The 20,248-nt window shown below is 56.5% G+C and carries 15 protein-coding genes; 6 read left to right on the plus strand and 9 right to left on the minus strand.

Going from position 1 to position 20,248, the window contains the following annotated elements; all coding sequences use genetic code 11:
* Positions 1-7 precede the first annotated feature (7 nt).
* The 3 genes from GHO41_RS04505 to GHO41_RS04515 are packed head-to-tail and all read left to right on the plus strand — an operon-like array spanning position 8 to position 4,283.
* On the plus strand, positions 8-1,132 hold the full coding sequence (locus tag GHO41_RS04505; RefSeq protein WP_153433035.1) for a GNAT family N-acetyltransferase: 1,125 nt from the start codon (positions 8-10) through the stop codon (positions 1,130-1,132).
* Complete coding sequence (locus GHO41_RS04510) at positions 1,132-2,895, plus strand: HAMP domain-containing sensor histidine kinase (RefSeq protein WP_153433036.1); 1,764 nt, start codon at positions 1,132-1,134, stop codon at positions 2,893-2,895. Before GHO41_RS04505 ends, GHO41_RS04510 begins: the two co-directional genes overlap by 1 nt.
* A complete protein-coding gene (locus GHO41_RS04515) occupies positions 2,892-4,283 on the plus strand; it encodes a sigma-54 dependent transcriptional regulator (protein ID WP_153327225.1) in 1,392 nt (463 codons plus the stop codon). Before GHO41_RS04510 ends, GHO41_RS04515 begins: the two co-directional genes overlap by 4 nt.
* A gap of 26 nt (positions 4,284-4,309) precedes the next feature.
* Here GHO41_RS04515 and GHO41_RS04520 read toward each other — a convergent pair whose 3' ends face one another.
* On the minus strand, positions 4,310-8,365 hold the full coding sequence (locus GHO41_RS04520) for a neuraminidase-like domain-containing protein (RefSeq protein WP_153433037.1): 4,056 nt from the start codon (positions 8,363-8,365) through the stop codon (positions 4,310-4,312).
* 15 nt (positions 8,366-8,380) lie between these two features.
* The gene (locus tag GHO41_RS04525) at positions 8,381-11,251 is read right to left on the minus strand and encodes a Tc toxin subunit A (RefSeq protein WP_178126467.1); all 2,871 of its coding nucleotides are present in this window, start codon (positions 11,249-11,251) and stop codon (positions 8,381-8,383) included.
* Between the two features lie 319 nt (positions 11,252-11,570).
* Here GHO41_RS04525 and metR point away from each other — a divergent pair, with 319 nt between their 5' ends.
* Entirely contained in the window at positions 11,571-12,488 is a 918-nt protein-coding gene (gene metR, locus GHO41_RS04530) for a transcriptional regulator MetR (RefSeq protein ID WP_048385979.1), read from the plus strand.
* Between the two features lie 186 nt (positions 12,489-12,674).
* Here the strand turns inward: metR and GHO41_RS04535 are convergent, their stop codons facing one another.
* The 7 genes from GHO41_RS04535 to GHO41_RS04565 all read right to left on the minus strand — a co-directional run bounded on the left by GHO41_RS04535 (position 12,675) and on the right by GHO41_RS04565 (position 17,536).
* Complete coding sequence (locus GHO41_RS04535; protein WP_153327234.1) at positions 12,675-13,184, minus strand: GNAT family N-acetyltransferase; 510 nt, start codon at positions 13,182-13,184, stop codon at positions 12,675-12,677.
* Positions 13,185-13,199: 15 nt separating this feature from the next.
* On the minus strand, positions 13,200-13,838 hold the full coding sequence (locus tag GHO41_RS04540) for a LysE family translocator (protein ID WP_048367000.1): 639 nt from the start codon (positions 13,836-13,838) through the stop codon (positions 13,200-13,202).
* A gap of 21 nt (positions 13,839-13,859) precedes the next feature.
* Positions 13,860-14,264 (minus strand): NUDIX domain-containing protein, encoded by a 405-nt coding sequence (locus GHO41_RS04545; protein ID WP_153327239.1) that lies wholly within the window; start codon positions 14,262-14,264, stop codon positions 13,860-13,862.
* A 130-nt stretch (positions 14,265-14,394) separates the two neighbouring features.
* Positions 14,395-14,700: a HigA family addiction module antitoxin gene (locus GHO41_RS04550; protein ID WP_048367001.1), complete on the minus strand. Its 306-nt coding sequence runs from the start codon at positions 14,698-14,700 to the stop codon at positions 14,395-14,397.
* Between the two features lie 195 nt (positions 14,701-14,895).
* The gene (locus tag GHO41_RS04555; protein WP_048367004.1) at positions 14,896-15,165 is read right to left on the minus strand and encodes a type B 50S ribosomal protein L31; all 270 of its coding nucleotides are present in this window, start codon (positions 15,163-15,165) and stop codon (positions 14,896-14,898) included.
* Positions 15,166-15,266: 101 nt separating this feature from the next.
* Entirely contained in the window at positions 15,267-16,592 is a 1,326-nt protein-coding gene (locus tag GHO41_RS04560; protein ID WP_048367005.1) for an APC family permease, read from the minus strand.
* A 125-nt stretch (positions 16,593-16,717) separates the two neighbouring features.
* Positions 16,718-17,536: a carbon-nitrogen hydrolase family protein gene (locus GHO41_RS04565; protein ID WP_048367006.1), complete on the minus strand. Its 819-nt coding sequence runs from the start codon at positions 17,534-17,536 to the stop codon at positions 16,718-16,720.
* A 102-nt stretch (positions 17,537-17,638) separates the two neighbouring features.
* Here GHO41_RS04565 and GHO41_RS04570 point away from each other — a divergent pair, with 102 nt between their 5' ends.
* Both GHO41_RS04570 and GHO41_RS04575 read left to right on the plus strand, forming a co-directional pair.
* A complete protein-coding gene (locus tag GHO41_RS04570; RefSeq protein ID WP_048367008.1) occupies positions 17,639-18,424 on the plus strand; it encodes a LuxR C-terminal-related transcriptional regulator in 786 nt (261 codons plus the stop codon).
* A 107-nt stretch (positions 18,425-18,531) separates the two neighbouring features.
* Entirely contained in the window at positions 18,532-20,151 is a 1,620-nt protein-coding gene (locus tag GHO41_RS04575; protein ID WP_048367010.1) for an FMN-binding glutamate synthase family protein, read from the plus strand.
* Positions 20,152-20,248 lie beyond the last annotated feature (97 nt).

The raw sequence follows: 20,248 nt of genomic DNA on the forward strand, positions 1-20,248 counted from the left end.
ACGCCTCATGATTACTGCCCACGCCTTTTCATCACTCCAGGCCATCGAGCGCGAGGCCTGGAATGACTGTTTTCCAGGTGCTCTGGAGGATTGGGACTACATCATGGCGGTCGAAAAAGCCGGCATCGAGGGCTTCGAATGGCGTTACCTGACGCTGTTCGAAGGCTCGACCTTGATTGCAGCGGCCACCGCATTCACCACCAGCTATCGGCTTGACACCACGGTTCAAGGCATCGGTAAACGCTTTACCGAGCAATTGAATCGCGTGATGCCCGGGTTGATGCACTTACACCTGTACGCCATCGGTTCGCCGGTGACAGAACAATGCAGCGCGGGCACGGCCAGCCACATTGCCGCCTCCGAACGCCCCGCCCTGCTCGCCCGACTCCTTAAGCTGGCCCACAGCGACGCCGCCCAACTGGGCATCGGCCTGATTGCCGTCAAAGACGTGCCCAGCCACGACAATGACTGGGCGCACAGCTGCAAGGCGGCGGGTTTTCAATCCATGCCCAGCCTGCCCAGCGCCATGCTCCCGGTGCCCTATCGCTCGGTCGACAGCTACCTCGGCTCTCTGGGTAAATCGACGCGCAAAGACATGCGCCGCAAGCTGCGGGCGCCAGAACCGCGAGTGCAATGGCGCAACAATATCGACGACGTCTTGCCCGAGGTCATGCGCCTCTACGAAGCCACCCTCGAACGCAGTGATTTGCAATTTGAACGCTTACCGCCCGCCTATTTCACCGGTATTCTCGAGCAACTGGGTGACCGGGCGCTGTGCGTGCTGTATTGGGTCGACGACCACCTGGTCGCCTTCAACCTGGTGCTGATCGACGAGCATCGGTTGATCGACAAGTTTTTTGGGCATGACCTGGCACTCAGCCGCGAGTACAACTTGTATTTCAGGAGTTGGGTGGTGAATGTCGACTACTGTATTCGCAACAACATTGCCTTATACGAATGTGGTCAGGCAGGCTATGCCAGCAAGATTCGCCTTGGTTGCACGTTTCAGAACAACACGCTGTTCTTTCGCCATCGCAACCGCTTGATCAATGGCGTGCTCAAACTGGTCAAACTGTTCATCCGCCCTGACCGCCATGACCCTGCTCTGGCTGCCGCGATAAGCGAGACATAATGCCCATCACGCCTGAATCTTCGCGCAAACCTCAGCCATTCAAAGTGTCGCGCTGGACGGTGCAGCGCAAATTGGTCCTGGCTTTTTGGCTGGTCAGCGTCGTACCGACCATGATTGCCGCAGAACTGGCCGCCACCACCCTGTCGCAGATTTTCGACAGCAACGTGCGGGTCTGGCTGCAGGAGTCGACCAAAATCGTCAAAGACGAAATCAGCGAGATCCTTCAGGACAACGCCCGCGTCGCCAAGTTGTTCCAGCAATACACCCACCCGCCGTCTTCCAACAAAGCCATTCGCCACGACAAACTCACCGCCGACATTGCCGACGCGATGGGCATTGATGTGGTGGCACTGATTCGCAGCAGCGACCATAAAGTGGTGTTCAGCACCGCCAGCGACAACATCGTCGACCAGATCAGCCTGGCCCCCAACGCCGTCTTGCAGACCATCAATGTCGGCGGCGTGCCGACCGGCACGGTGGTGTCGACGTTTCCGACCTCCCAAGACGGCGAGGACTACCAACTGCTGGTGGCGACCTTCATGGACAGCAGCTTCCTGACCAGCGTGGCCGATGTGCATTCCCTCGACCTGCGCCTGTACCTGTCCAATGCCAATGGCTTCGCCGAGATTTTCTCCAGCCAGCATTTTGATGAACACAAACCCATGCTCTCCCACAGCATCGAGAAGACGCTGCGCGAGACCAAGCTCCCCAGCGAGCAATTCACCAGCCGCTACAGCGGTCTGTACTGGCCCATCCTTAACGACAACGGCGAGTTGCAAGGGGTGATCTACAGCGGCCTGCTGCGCCACTCCAGCCTCGTCGGGCTGGTCAATCAGACCAACCTGTTTACGCTGATTTTTCTGCTCGGCTCGCTGCTGTCACTGACCGTCGGCTGGCTGGTGTCAGAACGCCTGACACGCCCGCTACGGGCTTTGTCCGAAGGCGTACGCGCAGTGACGGCGGGGGATTACAACCAGCGCGTCGCAGTGTCGGGACACGATGAACTGGCCGAGTTGAGCAGCACCTTCAACCACATGACTGCGCGCCTGGGCGAGTTACAACACCTCGAAGGCCAATTGCGTCGGCGTGACCGCCTGCATGCCCTGGGCGAAGTGGCCATGGGCCTGGCACACGAAATCCGCAACCCGCTGGGCATCATTAAAACCGCCACCCAGTTGCTGCACCGCCGGGCCGACCTGGGCGAGACCGACAAGCGCCACCTGGAATACGTGGTCAGTGAAGTCACGCGCATCAACGAACTGATCACCGAGTTCCTCGACTTCGCCAAACCCAGCGCACCTGTGCGCTCGCAGCAACTGGCGCGGCCATTGGTCGAAGACATCTTGGGCTTCTGCGAGCCCGAGCTGAAGAGCCACAGCATCGAGGCCCAGATCGACGATCAGGCCCCCGGTGCGACCCTGTATGCCGATGCCCGGCAGTTGAAACAGGCGTGCCTGAATTTAATCATCAATGCCATCGACGCCATGCCTGACGGTGGCTACCTGACCTTGCGCATTGCGCAGGACGACAACGGCGATACCGTCTTGAGCATTATCGATACGGGCCAAGGTATTGAAGCCGACATGATCGAACGCATTTTCACCCCATTTGTTACCACCAAAGCTTCGGGCACCGGCTTGGGCTTGCCCAAAGTCTTTTCGATCCTGGAAAACCATGACGGCCGTGTTGAATGCCTCAGCGAAAAAGACGCTGGCACCACCTTCAACTTGTATATTCCGGCCCACGGAGGGGATGAGTCATGAGCCATAACGTATTGGTAGTCGACGATGAGCCGAAACTCTGTGACCTGCTCAGCTCGGCGCTGACCCAGAACGATGTTCACGTGTTCACCGCTGGCAACGGCCTGCAAGCCTTGGCCATTCTTGAGCAGGAAGACATTGACCTGGTGATCAGCGACTGGCGCATGCCCGGCATGGACGGCCCGCAGTTATTGGCCGAGGTCAAAGTGCGCTACCCGCAACTGCCGGTGATCGTGATGACCGCCTACAGCACGGTGAAAAACGCCGTACAGTCGATGCGTAACGGTGCCTACGACTACATCGCTAAACCCTTCGACATCGACGAGCTCGACATCACCGTCAGCAAAGCCCTGCAGTTTCGCGACATCGTGCGCGACAACGCGCGCATGCGCGCCGAACTCGACGAACACCAGCACATAGACAGCCTGGTGGGTGAGAGCCCGAGTTTTCGTCGAGTCCTGCAAGCCATCGACTCGGTGCGCGACAGCAGCGCCACCATCTTGCTGACCGGCGAAAGCGGCACCGGCAAAGAAATGGTCGCCCGCGCCATCCATCGGCATGGCAGCCGGGCAGACAAACCCTTTGTCGCGGTCAACTGTGCGGCCATTCCTGAAGGGCTGCTGGAAAGCGAGATGTTTGGCCATCGCAAAGGCGCTTTTACGGGCGCGGTGGCCGATCGCGTCGGGCGCTTTATGCAGGCCGACAAAGGCACGTTGTTTCTCGACGAAGTAGGCGACATGCCGCTGGCTTTGCAGGCCAAGATTTTGCGCGCGTTGCAAGAACGGGTGATTGAACCCGTAGGCGACCCGCGGGAACGTAAAGTAGACGTGCGGGTGATTGCCGCCACCAACAAAAACCTGCTGGAAGCCGTGGCCAACAAAGAGTTTCGCGAAGACTTGTACTACCGCCTGAACGTCTTCCCGATCCCGCTGCCCGCCTTGCGCGAACGCGTTGAAGACATCGGCCCGCTGGCGCGGCACTTTGCCCACAACCTGGGTGCAACCGCAGGTAAACGGATCAGCGGTTTTAGCCCGAGCGCCTTGCAAGCAATGACGCAATACAACTGGCCAGGGAACATTCGCGAACTGCAAAACTGCGTTGAACGCGCCACCATCGTGGCCCAGAGCAGCACCATCGAAGACAGCGATTTACCGCCTTACCTGTTCAGTGCCCAGCCGCTGCAGAGCAGCAGTTTGCTAACCCCTGAAGTCTGCGTCCCGCCTGATCTGGAAGCCGCCCTGGCCGAGGTTGAAAAGGCCTACATCCTGGCCGCCTTGCAACAGGCCCAAGGCGTTCAGGCGGCGGCCGCACAATTGATCGGGATTTCAGAGCGCAGCTTTTGGTATCGCCTGAAAAAACTCGATATACATGTCGACAAGATTGCCAGGTGATACTCACCTGGCCTCTCGGGGCACGTTTAACGAATGGTGTAATTGATATGCAAAATAATGTCATTCAAGCTCATTAACATGGCCTGCTGGTTGGGGGTATTGGCCTGCTCAGCAGCGTTCGGAAACATCAGAGAAAACGCCGCGTCTTTCACCGGTATGCCTTCAAACGGCAAATACTTACCATCGTTGAAATCCAACTGGAACAGGCCGTTGTCATTCAGACCATGGGAAATCGCCACCGCCGTACAACCGTCCGCTATCGGTTCATTGCCCGAGTAACTCAATAAAGCTTGCACGTCTTGATACGGCCCCAGAAGTGCGGGTAGCGAGACACTCAACGCCTTGAGCAAACGCTTCGCCCCGAGCCTGTCCGGATAATCGTTCGCGATATTCATGCCTTTGAGATCAAAGGTCAGGATCAGCCCCTCATCTTTCAACGTCACAGTCACCTTGGACGGTTCTTCATCACGGCGTGCGAGCGTAGAAGCCTTTTGCGTCAATGCTGTTTGAATGTCTGTAATCAGACTCGGGGACAGCGACAGCAACGAGACCGTTTTGCGCACCTCCAATGCCCGACGATCCCACTGCAGGTACGCGTTCTCCATCTGTTGCAAACTCAGAAGAAGACTCTCCCCGGCCAGCAACCCCTGATACAGATCGTTCCAGTTACCTGGGCGCAGATAGTTGCGTAAATCACTCGTTTCCCAGCGCAGGCTGGCTTGCGCCTGAGTACACAGTGCCGATACCGAGTCGTAAAGCTGGTAGTAAAGCGTGGCCAACCGCGCAGCCTGCCAATTAAACAGAGCTTGACCGGTGAAGCGGGTGGTCATTACTTCCAGTACCGCAGCACTGTAGGCCTGTTCCAGTTCCGTCTGCTGTTGCTGTTTAAGGGTCATGTTTTTTTGTTGGTTCAAGGCCGCGATCTGGTCCGTGAGTTGTTCCACTTCACGCCGCGCCTGATCACGCTGCAAATCCCAGTCTTGACGCCTGCGGCGGTATTGCTCGGATATATCTATTTTCCCGGCGATGCCTTCCATTATGTTGGCCGTAATTCTAAGCGCGTCGCTGGAAGCATCAACGACGCTGCCTAACTTGCCCCATCCCGCCCCGCCCATAGCAAAACCAATACCACCCCCCGCCATGGCCATTGTTGGGAGCGTATTCAATCCTCCACCCACTAGCCGCAATACTCCTGCAGCGCTGTCGATATAGCCTGCGTCGCTGCGCAAGTCCATGGACTGCTGCTCTCGCGAGGAGATATTTTCCTGGTACAGCGCCTCGTAATGCTGCTGACGGGCCAAATGGCTGGCCTGGCTTTTCTTCATCCCCTCCAGGGTCTGGTCGAGCGAGGCCAGATTGGCACGATGTACTTCACGCAAAATGGCCAGCAGCCCGCCCTGCTGAGTTTGCTGCATAACACTTAACGCATCGGCGTCGCGGCGCTCGAGGACACTTTGCAGGTTGGCACCGAACTGGATGACCTGTTGTACGCCAGCACGAGCACGCTCCACTATCACTGGAAAGCGTTGCGGCCACAGCAGTGGTGTAACTTGCGCCTCTTGGCTACCTGCACCGTCCCCCGCCAGCCGTGCCATTTGCAGCGCGCGCGGATCAGTGGGTAACTCGAATAGTTTCAGTGACAGCGGATGCCCGTCGATGGACAGGTTATGGCGCAGGTTGTAAAGCCGCCCTTCAAAACGATCCCAGTAAGCCAGCACAGCTGCATCAACCGGGGCCCGAAACGGCCCGTTGACCACTGTAATCTGCGGCACGGATGCAGGGGCCAGATGCGGTAATTGCTGCTCGACCATTTGTTCCAACTGCAGTAATCGAAGATTGTCAGCACTGCTGGCCTCGTTCAGTGTCGGTGCGTCCCACGCCAGAGCTAACGGCAGCGTCGGGCGCGGGCCGAGCATTTGCAGGGCTTGCACGTACCACATGCGGGCCTCACTGAGGCTGTCGCGGGTTTGCTGGCGATACAAGTGGTCGCCGCGTGCGGACAGCAGTTCCAATGTGCGCAGGTAAACGGCCAGCTTGTAGTGCATAGGGTCAGCGGCAGCGATGACATCTGGATCATCGGTGTCAGTTGGGGACGAAGGGTTCCAGGCGATGTCTTCCTGCAACGGGCGCACATTCCAGTAGCGCGGCTGCGTACCGTTCATCTGCAAGTTGCCATCGGCATCGCGATAACCTGCCGGATCGAAGATGCGCTTAAACCAACGCTCGGCCTCATCGAAACGCTGTTCTGACAACAGTCGGTTGGCAATCAGCAGTGGGGCATGAAAGAACACTTCCCATGTGTAGAGCCCTACGCCCCCAATAAAAGTGAGTGGGCGCGTAATCGAGTTGCCAGCGTCATCATCTGGATCGATCAAAAGCTGCTGCAGGTCCCATGACAACAGCGCGTCCACGCCATCGAGCATTTTTTGTTCCATTAACGGACCGGCGAGTGTTGTTAAGGTGAACTCCTTATGTTGACCGGGCATGGTGTACAACATTTGAGTACGGCCTGTGTTCAGGCGGGAAGTTGAGATCCACAGGTTCTCATTGGGGACGATGTTTTTAAACGTTGCCGGGGCACTATCATTCACTCGTGACAACTCAACATAGAACGACTTGGTATCGAGATCCAGCTCTACGCGAAACAACCTATCCATCGCAAAATCATCAAACACAACATCAGTGAGAAACGTAACCCCTGCGTTATGATTTCTACCTTCAAAAAACACAAAATCGAAAACGCTACTACCAGAATAAAAAATCTCAATAGCATATTTAACGGCATACGGATAACTTGCCAACAAACTCATAGAAATTGAAAGCTTACCATCTGAAGACTTGGAAAACAGTAAATCAGAAACCTTAAACCCCACCCCTATTTTATTATCAAAATAATCACGATAAAAATTACTCTCCACTTTATATTCGGTTGCCTCCGTGGCGGCCGTATAACTAATTGGCTGCCGCACCGGGAAGATATGGCTATAGGGTTCTTGTACAAGCTCATGTATAAACCCCAAGTTATCCATTACACCTAACGACTCAACCGGTTGTAATGTTTTATTGTAGCGAGCAACATCAACCCCCTTGGGAACATCAAAAAAAACACCCAACGACGGCGCCACACCTGGCCTGACATCACGCAATTCAACCGCAAAAACGCCGAGGGCGTTATTGGTGAGTGGGTAGTTACGCAACTTCCATTGCCCGCTGGGAAGCAAGGTCGCGACTTGCAGCTCCCGAATATTGATTAGTTGAGTTTCAAGAGCGTCGCCTGTATCGGTAAGTTCGCTCCTGCTCGCATATTCATGTACACACAGCACATGCAGGCGACTATCAAAATATACAATCGACGGTACAGTGTCCGGCAATGGTTGTAATGGCGCATCAATCTTCAGCCATTCTGTCCATGCTCCGGCATTGCGCACTCTAGAGTCTTCACCGTAATCGGTTGCATCCACACGTCGCCAGTAATACTCCCCGGTCGTACCGGGAATGCTGCCGCAAAAATACGCGGCCCCCTGCTTTCCAGCCGGTTCAACCTGATACCCACTGTCATAACGAATATCCAGCACATTGCGCAGGCCGCTCACGTATTGCGTAAACGCCTGTTCAACGCGTTCTTCGGTAACACGGCCCTGATTGATCGCTGACTCCAGCTCTACAAACAACTGGGTTTTGTTGTAGCGCAATTCAGGGTCAATATAGCTGGCGGGGTAATGTAATAACCGCTGTAATCCGGCCCAGTTGGCGTAGCGTTTGTTATAGGCGTTCCAACGGCTGAAATAGCCGTTGTGGCGTGAAGCCTCTTGCATGGCCTGCGCATCAGTATCAGGCTCCAACTGTTCCTGGCAACGGTGTAAATACAACTGGACACTGGCCACCGCTTCGGCAATACGACTGGTCTTGATAAGACCGGACACTTGCGTATCCAGCAGCAGGTACTCATAAAGATCATCTGCGCTGACAATTTTTTCAGCCAACTCACCAAGACCACGATCAGGAATCACACGCTGGATGTAATACGCCACCAAAGCATCGCGCCGGGATTCGTTCAGGCCAGCTAACAAAGTCTCGTTCATGCTGTTTCTCCCGTGTTAACCATGCGCTGCAGCGATGATCAAGTCGGCAATGTGTTCAAGGGTTGGCTGTGATGTGCCTGAGCCAGTCAATGTCTCAATCAGGGAAAGATTGGTGGGCGATACATTGAGTTTTGTGCTCAATTGCATACGACGCAGCAAGGGCAATAACGCTGCAAAACTGCACGGAATGTGTTCGCCCATCAGCGCCCTGGTTTGTGCCAGTTGCCAACCGTGCAGGTCGCTGAGCAATTGCGCGGCGCCGTCGACCGTTAAATCCGGGTCCCCCTCGGCCGCGCGCTTCAGGAATTCACGCGCTTCGGCCACCGGACGAATCAATTGCAGTTGCCAGCGACGATAGCGCGACAACAGCAGCAGAAAACTAAGCGTTAACGTGGGCATCGTGTCTTGGCCTGTCAGCACCGAAGGCCTGACCGGCTCAACGCTGGGCATCAGGAGCGCCAAGTCCTGCTCGCCCAACTGAGCCCAATAGCAGACTTGGGCGAACTGCCTCGCCAAACAGGCGTACTGAACTATTTTGTCAGTACTGAATTTACTGTCTTGGCAAAATGCCTGGATATCAGCCCAAAAATTTAATAGGTCATATTCCAACAAATTTGGGTTCATCATCCCGGCGACGGCGTCGACCCACATCAGCAGGGTCGCTGTGACATTGGGCTTCAAGCCAAACTCTGCTGCGAAATGGCGCGCCAGTTGAGCCTTTATTGACGCGTCCTCTGTAAACCGTCGCTCAGGCGTGACCACTTCACGACCAGTCAGCGTGCTGTAAATATTATCGATAAAGGATTTCAGTTCATGAGTGAGCTGCACCGGATAGCGATTACTTGTCATCGCGACCAATGACGCGGGCTCCAATTGCTCGGCACTCATCCAGTCGACCAGATAACCCGTGCGGATCAAGACACCGAGAGCAACAGCGCCAGGCCTTGGTTGAGCCAGCGCTTTAGCAATAGCATTGGGGCTGCCCATTAAGTCCCAAAGATACAAAGCCTCGAGCACACTCAGACCAAATAATCGTGGAATCGCAACCAGCCGATACAGCGCTGAGATGTGCTCTAACTGCAGCACTGGTAATACCGCCCCGGTAATACCTGGCAAGTAACCCGCCAGCAAAACAAGCGCACCGTCATCAATCTGCAGGCCTTGGCACAGCGCTGCGCGCACCTTCATAGAGGTGGCGTCTGGCGTTTCAGACGTACCACTGAAGGAAATATTGATTTTCCCGATCAAGTCAGCCTGACCAAACAGGGAACGATAAAACGATAACGTGCCCGTGGCATGGAAGGTGTTGATCACACCCAGGCAGGCGGCAAAACCATTCACCGTCATGCCATAGTGCTTGCGCAGTGGCATATAGACTGCGAGTGCCTGCAGCGTCTGCGTCAATGGGTGAGCCGTTATATCTTCGTTGGCCTGACTGATCAGCCAGTCCAGTTCTGCGAACGACAATACCTTCAGATGTCGCTGCAGCCGAACCAGGCGATTGAGACGTTCGAAAGCACGGCCATTACGGTTGTACAAACCACTGTTTGAGGGGCTGTTTATTGGCGCAGGCACTTCCTGACCGAGCGCTGCGCCGACGTACCAATAGAAGGGTTTGGCTGCGGCCGGATCACCGTCGTCCCAGCCATTGATATAGCGTGCACCGTAGGTTTGAGGTGGGACAATAATGACCTGCTTACTCACCATGATCGTAATCGGTTCACGTCGTTGTTCAGGGTCACTTTCCAAGAGCAGCGTGGTCTCATCCTCATAATAAGGCCCCGCCCCTAATCCCTCTAAAATAGTGTCTTCAGGCAGTTTAAGGGCCTTTTGAAAATCCGATGCGAAACGCATGCTAGTAATACTAGGGCGACCAAAGTATCTGGCCACACTTGCGTCAGATGTATTGCGCTGTTCAGTCAGTATGTTGACTAACTCCGGGGACATTCCCAACGCATCACGCGCATAAGCAACAGGCATTCTCGTTGCCCAGCTCAACAGTTCAAGATCCCGGTTTAACGCCGCGCCCTCGAAATCCCCCAATACCGACCAAATATCCACGGGGCTATTTTTACGGGCTGCCAGCCCCTGAAAAATTCTTTCGCTGGCATGGTTATAAGGCAGATTCATCGGATAAACCGTCGTACGCAGTAATTCGTCAGCATCACCTTCTACACCGGCATCGAGCACTTCCAGGGTCAGAGCCAGCGTCGAGATTTCTTCATGCAAATTGGCGTCGTTCAGGGTCAGCGAGCCCAGATCAGGGCGCCGATTATCTAACTGCAGGCCATGCGCAACAGGGTGCAGCGGCTTGGCGGCACGATACAGATCAGTCAGATAACTGGCCGGGGAAAACAACGAACCTACCGAGTCAGGGTGAGCAAACTCAGTGCCACTGGCCGGCTCGAACCAATCTTCATAGTTGCCGCCACCACCGAGTGAACGCTGCATCAAGGTACGGTTGTAATGCACACCCAACTTGCTCAAGCCTCGCATGGCAGGCTCGCTCCGCGCGCACAATTGAGCATAGAGCCGCGTCAGAGAGGCCGCCCGGCTTTGCGCTTGCTCATAAAAATCTACTGCTTGGTGATGTTGCAACCCCAGCGCGGGCTGTTGCAGCAAGTGAGCAACAACCTGGGTACGACCACGACGAACCACCTCAAACACGGAGGTAAAACCTAGCCGGGTGAGCTGTTGGTTGAACGCTTGCAACGCGTCACGAGCCACAGCACTGCGTTCCGGAATGGGCGCCGCTTGGACAGTGTCGTTTGTCTTGATTTTTTTAGACTTTTGCGGCGTGCTTGTGGCCTTCTTTCCTTTGTTAGCTGACTTTTTGTCTGTGTCTTTTTTTGTAGTGGGCTTTTCGGACGACTTTTTCCCAACCATCACTAACATTCCCAATTGGCGGCTTAATTAACCCCCGTAGGCTTTACCTCTGCTATTTGTAGAGGTGGCAGCACATAAATCGGAGGCAGGCTCTGCTGAGAGTGATTAAGCAATGCACAAAGGGGCTTGCCTACTGTAAGAAATGACAGTCCGGCCTACCACTTATCAGAAACCATGGGGACGATGTACAGGCGCTAGCGGGGGACCCGATCGGCGTACCGCTCCACCCCGTCAGTGATGCGTCTTATCGACACCCACGGCAACATGAGACAAACTCAACGCTTTCGTGTTGATCATCAAGTTTACTCATGGAGTCACCGTGCTGGAAATTCGTCACCTCAAAACCCTGCACGCTTTACGCGAGTCCGACAGCCTGGTTGAAGCGGCCGAGCGCTTGCACCTGACTCAATCTGCGCTGTCTCATCAATTCAAAGAATTGGAAGAGCGCATGGGCATGCCGCTCTTTGTGCGCAAGACCAAACCCGTGCGTTTCACCAGCGGCGGGTTGCGCCTGCTGCAACTGGCTGACGCCATGCTGCCATTGCTGCGTGCGGCTGAACGCGATATCACGCGGCTGGTGGGCGGCACCGCCGGGCGCTTGCACATGGCGATTGAATGCCATAGTTGCTTCCAGTGGCTGATGCCCACCATCGACCAGTTCCGCGATGCCTGGCCTGAAGTTGAACTCGACCTGGCGTCGGGCTTTGCTTTCGCGCCTCTGCCAGCGTTGGCACGGGGTGATCTGGACCTGGTGGTGACGTCAGACCCGCAAGAAATCGCCGGGCTGACTTACGTGCCGCTGTTTACCTACGAAGCCATGTTGGCGGTGGCCAACCAACATCCGCTGGCCAGCAAGCCGTTTATCGTGCCTGAAGACCTGAGCACAGAAATCCTCATTACCTACCCGGTGGAGCGAGACCGCCTCGACATCTTCACCCGCTTCCTGGAGCCTGCGGATATTGAACCGGCACACGTGCGGACTTCTGAACTGACAGTGATGATGATGCAGCTGGTGGCCAGTGGCCGAGGCGTGTGCGGGATGCCGCATTGGGCGCTGCATGAATACAGCTCACGGGGCTATGTGCAGGCCAAGCGCCTGGGTGAGAAAGGCTTGTTCGCCACGCTGTATGCCGCCGTGCGCACCGACATGCTGGATGCGCCCTACATGCGCGACTTCTTGCTGACCGCAAAAGACACGTCGTTCTCGACGCTGGATGGCGTCAGCGCAGTGAAATAAAGCACCGCCACCGGCTGTAGGAGCGAGCTTGCCTCGCGATCTTTTGATCTTGATCTAAGAGCCCCCTCACCCTAGCCCTCTCCCGAAGGAGAGGGAACCGATTGGGGGATGCTGAAGATACTCGCTGTCCTGTTTGATGCGCGACAGCGCGGCGTCGAAGACGCGGCGGCCCCGTCGCTCCTGCCATTATTCCTCCGGCGTCGTCAGACGCCGCATATGCACGCGGTCGTAATAGTCTTCGCCAACCCGAATCGCGCTGTCTTCCAGCCCCGATTGCTCAAACCCACAACGCCGATACAGTGCCAGCGCCGCCGTGCTGTTGGCACTCACGGTCAATTCAACCACTTTGATATCAGGTTCTTGTTCGGCCAGCGACAGCACGGCCTGCACCAGTTGCTCGCCCACTCCCTGGCCGCGAAAGGCGTGGGGTACGTACAGGCCAAACAACGTGGCCTTGTGCTGCGCGTCTTCCCAGGGCTCAAATGCCAACCCGACAATGCCCACCAGTTGCGCGTCAATAAAAGCACCAAACAGGGCGCTTAACTCGTCATCCAATTGCCCTTCCCACCAGCTCAGCGGCAATTTCTCACGGTCAGCAATACCAGACACAAAGGCCTCAGGGTGCAGCGAGTACGCCTCCAGCATCAACTGGCGATAAGCCTTGGCGTAGGAGGGATCAAGCAGTTCAATAGCCATTACGGTGGGTCCCAATCAAACGGTTTTACGTTGTTCCAACAGCAGCCTGATCGCCAGCCCCGCCAATACAAAACCCATCACAAAACGTTGCGCGATCAGCCACGTGGGGTTGCGCGCAAACCACACGGCGATACCAGAAGCAAACAAAGCGATCAGCAGGTTAACGCTGAAGCTGACCGTGATTTGAGTAAAGCCCAGCACCAAGCTCTGGATAAACACCGAGCCATGCTCAGGGGTGATGAATTGCGGGAATATCGAGAGGTAAAACATCGCCACCTTGGGGTTCAGCACACTGGTCATAAACCCCATCAGCATCAGCTTTGGTGTTGAGTCCGGCGCCAGGTCACGCGCTTCGAACGGCGAGCGCGCACCAGGTTTCAAAGCTTGCCAGGCCATCCACAACAGGTACAGCGCGCCTGCCCACTTCAACGCTTCATAAGCCATCGGCACGGCCAGAAAAACGGCTGTCAGCCCCGCGGCCGCAGCAAACATATGCACGAAGAAACCGGCCACTACCCCGACCAGAGAAGTGATCCCGGCTTTACGCCCCTGACAGATCGAACGTGAAATCAGGTAAATCATGTTCGGCCCTGGCGTCAGCACCATCAGCAAACAGGCCGCAGCAAAAATCAGCAGGTCATGAGCAGGAATCATGGGCAGTCCTTGGGTGTGATATCAGGCCAGCGATTGGCGATAAAACGGCAGGATCAAGTCACGTGTCAAGGGCGCCAGAATCAGGTCGCCATCGGTTGCCGGATCAATCCAGCGCACCTCTTCAATCTCGGCGGCCGGGCTGACCGGCTCGTCGATGGTGACCTGGAACAAATCGGCCTCCACGGTATATCCCGGCTCGTTGACCGCAGGCGCCGAAAAGTTACCCAGGTACACGGCGTCCGAGGGCTCAATTATCAGGCCAAGCTCCTCGTGCAGCTCACGGGCCAAGGCCTCGGCAGGCTTCTCGCCTGCATCAATCTTGCCGCCAGGTTGCATGAAAGCCTGTGTGCCGCGCTTGCGTACGAGCAGGGTCTGGCCATTGGGCTCGATCAACAAAGCAGCAGCAATACGGATGGTTTTGGACATGAAAAAAGACGCCTTGAACACAAAGGCGGCAAGGATCACACGAGTCTCAAGTCGACCACAACCAGTGCATTGTCGAGCGCTGTAGTCAACACACTGGACCGCTCACTGAATGATTGCAGTGTTGTTTTCGTCAGGCGCAATGGACTACTTTCTCGACCTCTCTTTCAATCTGCGCCCCTTTTGCAATTTCAGCGGTGCGCAGGTCGTAAGCTGTTTGCAGATTCAGCCAAAATTGCGCCGACGTGTCCAAGGCGATAGCCAAGCGCAACGCCACATCCGCGCTAATGCCACGACGCATCAATACAATTTCATTCACTGTCGGTGCAGAAACCCGTAAGGCTCGCGCCAGTGCAGCGGCTGTCAGGCCAAGCGGATCCAGATACTCCTCCTTGAGAATCTCTCCGGGATGTATGGGCCGCATGCCGTTTTTAAACATGATTCACCTCTAGATAGAGATAAGGCCTCTACATCTTGAAGATGTGCTGCCTATGGATTTAGTACCCTACCCTTCTTGCACCAACACCCGATGTACGAAAAGTCGACCAGCGACAGACGGCCCGCATAAATAGCAGCCATAAAAAAGGGCCGCCTCATTATCTGAAGCGGCCCTGAGGTAAATCAGCTGGCCTGATTACGCTTCGGCTTTTTTGCCTGAGCCAAAGGTGGCGAAGCGTTTGTTGAACCCGGCAATCCGGCCTTCGGACTGGGTCTTGCGCTGCTGGCCGGTGTATACCGGGTGGGAAGCGCTGGACACGTCAAGGGCCACGTAAGGGTAGGTGTTGCCGTCGCTGTGGGTGTGGCTGCGATCGGTGTCGACCGTGGAGCCAATCAGAAAGAAAACGTCAGCGGCGGTGTCGTGAAACAGTACGGTGCGGTAGTCGGGATGGATACCAGGTCTCATAAAGCCTCCGGGGCGTCTGGGTGGTTTTGATGCGTTATACAGTAACACAAGAAAAACACCCAAACGAGAACCGATTGCAATAAGGTTAGACCCAAGGCTTATCAGGACGCTTCCTGGAAGTCCATTTCCGGCGGTTGTTTAGTGAAGCCACGGGTCAGGAAGCCCAGGTAGATACAGCCAATCACCAGCCAGGTCAGGCCCAGGTAGATAGCCAGATGGTCAAGGCTGATCATCAGCCACAGGTCTGCCAGCAGGCCGATGGTCGGGAACACCAGAAACAGCACAACTTCACGCAGACCACGGTTTTTGCCGCCGATCCAGTAGTGGAAGATCACCGACAGGTTCACCAGGGTGAACGCCAGGAACGCGCCGAAGTTGATGAACGATGTCGAGGTGGTCACGTCCAGTTTCAGCGCCAGCAAGGCAACCACAGCGCACAGCAGAATGCTGTTCACCGGCGTGCCGTATTTGGCGTGCAGGGTGCCGAAGAACGACTTGGGCAATACACCGTCACGGCCCATCGCAAACAGCAGGCGCGAACCACTGGCCTGGGCCGACAGGCCCGAAGCAAATTGGCCAACGATCAAACCAATCATGAAGATCGACACAAACAGGTCGCCACCAATGTTGCGGGCGATCTCGTAGGCCGCCGAGTCGACGTCCGCGAACTGGAACGACGGGTGAGCGATCTGCACGAAGTACGACACACCAACAAAGATCAGCCCGCCGATCAAGGTGATCAGCATGATTGCCCGTGGAATGGTGCGACGTGCGTCGCGGGTTTCTTCAGTGAGGGTACTCACCGCATCAAAGCCCAGGAACGAATAGCAGGCGATGGCCGCACCGCTCATGATCAACGGCATTTGCATCTGGCCATTGAAGAACGGTTCGATGGTCCACAACGGCTTGCTGGCGTCACCGCCGATGTAATGCACACACAACGCCACAAACGCGATCAGCACCAGCGCTTGCACCAGCATCAGCAAGGCGTTGACACCGTTGGCCAGCTTGAGGCCGACGATGTTGATCAGGCTGGTGATGCCAATAAAGGCCAAGACCCAAATCCACTGCGGCACCGCAGGGAACGCCGAGTGCAGGTACGCAGCACCAATCAGCCAGATGGCCATGGGCAAGAACAGGTAGTCGAGCAGCACCGCCCAACCGGCGATAAAGCCAAGCTTGGGGCTGATGGCCTTGCGCACATAGGTGTAAGCGGAACCGGCCACCGGGAAGGCCGAAGCCATACGCCCGTAACTCATGGCGGTGAAGAACATCGCCACCAGGGCAGCCAGGTACGCGGCCGGCACCATGCCGCCGGTGGATTGCGCCAGAATGCCGAACGTGCCGAGCACGATGATCGGTGTCATATAGGCGATGCCAAACAGCACCACCGACCCTAGCGACAGGGTGCGTTGCAAACGAGCCATGGGTGAATCTCCGCGCGATTATTGGTTTTATGGCAGAACTGAAAGTCGGTGAAGCTGATTTTTTTTATGGTCGAGCATTCCCGCGCACAGCGCAGGAATGTCGCCTTGGACGCTCCGCGTCCCAATTACGCAGGGATCAACAGCTCCCGTGTCCCGTCAGCGCGCTCGATGACCTCACCCGGTAATTTCAAGCGCTGGTCGTCCAGGTAGCGGTAGTCCTTGCGAGCCGCTTTCAATTGCGCCAGATCCAGCTCTACACGGAATTGGCCTTCTTCACGCCCTGCTTCAAACAGCAGCGTGCCGAATGGGTCCACCAAGGCGCTGCCGCCCGCAAATAGCAGCCCGCCATCGCCCTCTTCCACCCGGTTGACCATCAGCGCGAACGCCTGGTTTTCCTGGGCGCGGGCCATGATTGAGGTGCGGTGCGTCGGACCGTACGGGTCCATGTTGCCGTTGGTGACGATGAGCAGTTCGGTGCCCAGTTGCGCCAGTGCACGGGCGCTCTCCGGGAACTCGATGTCGTAGCAGATCAGCAGGCCGACGCGCACGCCGTTCCACACGCAGGTGCTGTAGCGGTCGCCAGCGTTGAATACTCCACGGTCCGAAGCCCACAGGTGGGTCTTGCGATAACGCAAGGCCACGCCTTCGGGGGTGATCATCAGCGTGGTGTTGTAGAATTTGCCGTCGTCGTTTTCGGCCATGCCGATGACCACGGCAATATTGCGCGCTTTGGCGGCCTGAATAATGGCCTGCACAGTCGGGCCGTCAATCGATTCGGCAACCGCTGCTACTGTTTCGGCAGAGGGGAAACCCATCAGGTGCGTTTCCGGAAACACGATCAACTGTGTGTCAGCCGCGCACGCTGCAATGGACGCAAGGGCCCGTTCAAGGTTGTAGGCGGTGCCGTTGTCACGGCCTGCCAATTGAGCAAATTCGACCTTCATGGGTATTCCCGTTCTTTTGTAAGTGTTCTCGTTGGCGCAGTATGCTTAGCCACAACCTGCCAGGGAATCACGCGGCGGGGGTAACCCGATAGGGGTAGATTGATGACCATGTCGCTTGAAGACATCGCCTGGCACCGTTCAGTTGGGCAAATGATAGACGCTCTGGACCAGACCAACTTTTGGACTCAACTCGTACGTCTGCTGGAGCACTATGTGCCGTTTGACAGTTGGGTGGTGCTGCTGTTCAGCAGTGAGCACAAACCGCTGGTGTTCGCCGAGTGCCCGGGGCAGGACGGCAGCCCGGACCAGTTGTTTCAGGACTACCTCAACGGTCTGTACCTGCTTGACCCGTTCTATATTGCCAGCCGCGAACACTCGCGCACCGGCCTGCTGCGCCTGGCCGAAGTGGCGCCGGAGCATTTCGAACTCACCGAGTACTACCAGCGCTACTTTCGCCTGAACGTGGTGGCCGATGAAATCCAGTTCAACAGCCACCAGCCCGACGGCCGTACCTTGTGCCTGTCATTGGGCTCGCGTCAGCGTTTTGACCGCGAACAGATCGCCCTGCTGTCGCTGATCCAGCCCTGGGTGCTGAGCCTGCTGCGCCAGCGTCTGCCCTACGAACTCAAGCAAGTGAGTACGCCCGAGCCGCCAGAGCTCAACGACGAATGGGGCACGCACCTGACCGCCCGCGAACTGGACGTAGGCCGCTTGATGCTCAGCGGCTGCTCCAGCAAAGAGATCGCCCGCAAGCTGGATATCTCGGTAGAAACCGTCAAAGTTCACAAGAAGCACATCTACCGAAAGCTGGGCATCAAGTCGCAATCGGAGCTGTTCTCGATCTTTTTGCAGGCTCAAAAGGACCAGAGCGCTCCCCAGACAACCTAAACTCAGGGCTCTTCAGCCCGGCCGCAGAGCCCTTAGTCCTTGTCCGGGCTTTACCGACAGGCGCAGAATGCCTGACCGACCTGAGCGTCAAATCCAAGGAAAACCGTATGAGCCTGTCGTTACTAAGCCGTTACGCCTTCTTTGCCTTCTGTGTCATTTTCACCCTCGCCAGCCTTCCTTTTATGCATCACGAGTGGCTGTGGCCCTTCACTGCGGTGACGTTGGCCCTGAGCCTGCTGGGCATTTTCGATTTGCTCCAGGGGCCCCACGCAGTGCGTCGCAACTACCCGATTCTGGGCAATATTCGTTATCTGGTTGAAGCCATTCGCCCGGAAATCCGTCAGTACCTGTTGGAGTCCGACAGTGACGCGCTGCCCTTTTCACGGGCGCAGCGCTCGTTGGTGTATTCGCGGGCCAAGAATGAAACGGCTGACAAACCGTTCGGCACGCTGATTGATGTGTACGAACCGGGCTTTGAATTTATCGGCCACTCCATGCGCCCCGCGCCATTGACCGACCCCAGCAGCTTTCGCATCACCATCGGCGGCCCGCAGTGCACCCAGCCGTATTCAGCCTCGATTTTTAATATCTCAGCCATGAGCTTTGGCTCGTTGAGCGCCAATGCGATTCGCGCCCTGAACAAAGGCGCCAAACTCGGCAACTTTGCCCATGACACCGGCGAAGGCAGCATCAGCGCTTACCACCGCGAAAACGGCGGCGACCTGACCTGGGAACTGGGCAGCGGCTACTTTGGCTGCCGCACTTCGGATGGCCGCTTCGACCCGGAGCGCTTTGCCGCCCAGGCGCAAACCCCGCAAGTGCGCATGATCGAAATCAAAATGAGCCAAGGCGCCAAACCGGGCCACGGCGGCATTTTACCCAAGCACAAGGTCACCCCGGAAATTGCCGAAACCCGTGGCGTGCCCATGGGCGAAGACTGCATCTCGCCGTCACGCCACAGCGCTTTTTCAACGCCCATCGAAATGATGCACTTCATCGCGCAACTGCGTGAGTTGTCGGGCGGCAAACCCGTGGGCTTCAAGTTCTGTCTGGGCCACCCATGGGAGTTCATGGGGATCTGCAAGGCCATGCTCGAAACCGGCATCCTGCCTGACTTCATCGTGATTGACGGCAAGGAAGGCGGTACCGGCGCCGCCCCCGTAGAGTTCACCGACCACATCGGCGCACCGATGCGCGAAGGCCTGCTGTTTGTGCACAACACCCTGGTCGGCCTCAACTTGCGCGACAAGATCAAGCTCGGGGCCAGCGGCAAAATCGTCAGCGCCTACGATATTGCCAGCGTGCTGGCCATTGGCGCCGACTGGGCCAACTCGGCACGGGGCTTTATGTTCGCGATTGGCTGCATCCAGTCGCAGAGCTGCCACACCAACAAATGCCCGACCGGTGTTGCCACCCAAGACCCGCTGCGCCAGCGCGCCCTGGTGGTGCCCGACAAAGCTCAGCGGGTGTTCCAGTTCCACACCAACACCCTCAAGGCGCTGGCCGAAATGCTTGCGGCGGCGGGCCTTGAGCACCCCGCACAACTGAATGCCAAGCATTTGGTACGACGCATCTCGCGCACAGAAATCAAGCTGTTCTCGCAGTTGCACGTGTTCCTCAAACCCGGCGAACTGCTGACCGGTGAGGCCAATGGCGAATTCTATTCGCGCATGTGGCAAATGGCCCGGGCGGACAGTTTTGAACCTGACGTGATCGCCGCTGCGTGAGCATAAGCCTCTTCCCGAACATCATCCGTTTTGATGTTCGGGAAAAGCCCCAACACAACGGCAAAGCAATAAGGTATTACATAGTTAACAACCACTT

Source organism: Pseudomonas sp. FSL R10-0399 (assembly GCF_009600165.1).
Lineage (GTDB): Bacteria > Pseudomonadota > Gammaproteobacteria > Pseudomonadales > Pseudomonadaceae > Aquipseudomonas > Aquipseudomonas helleri.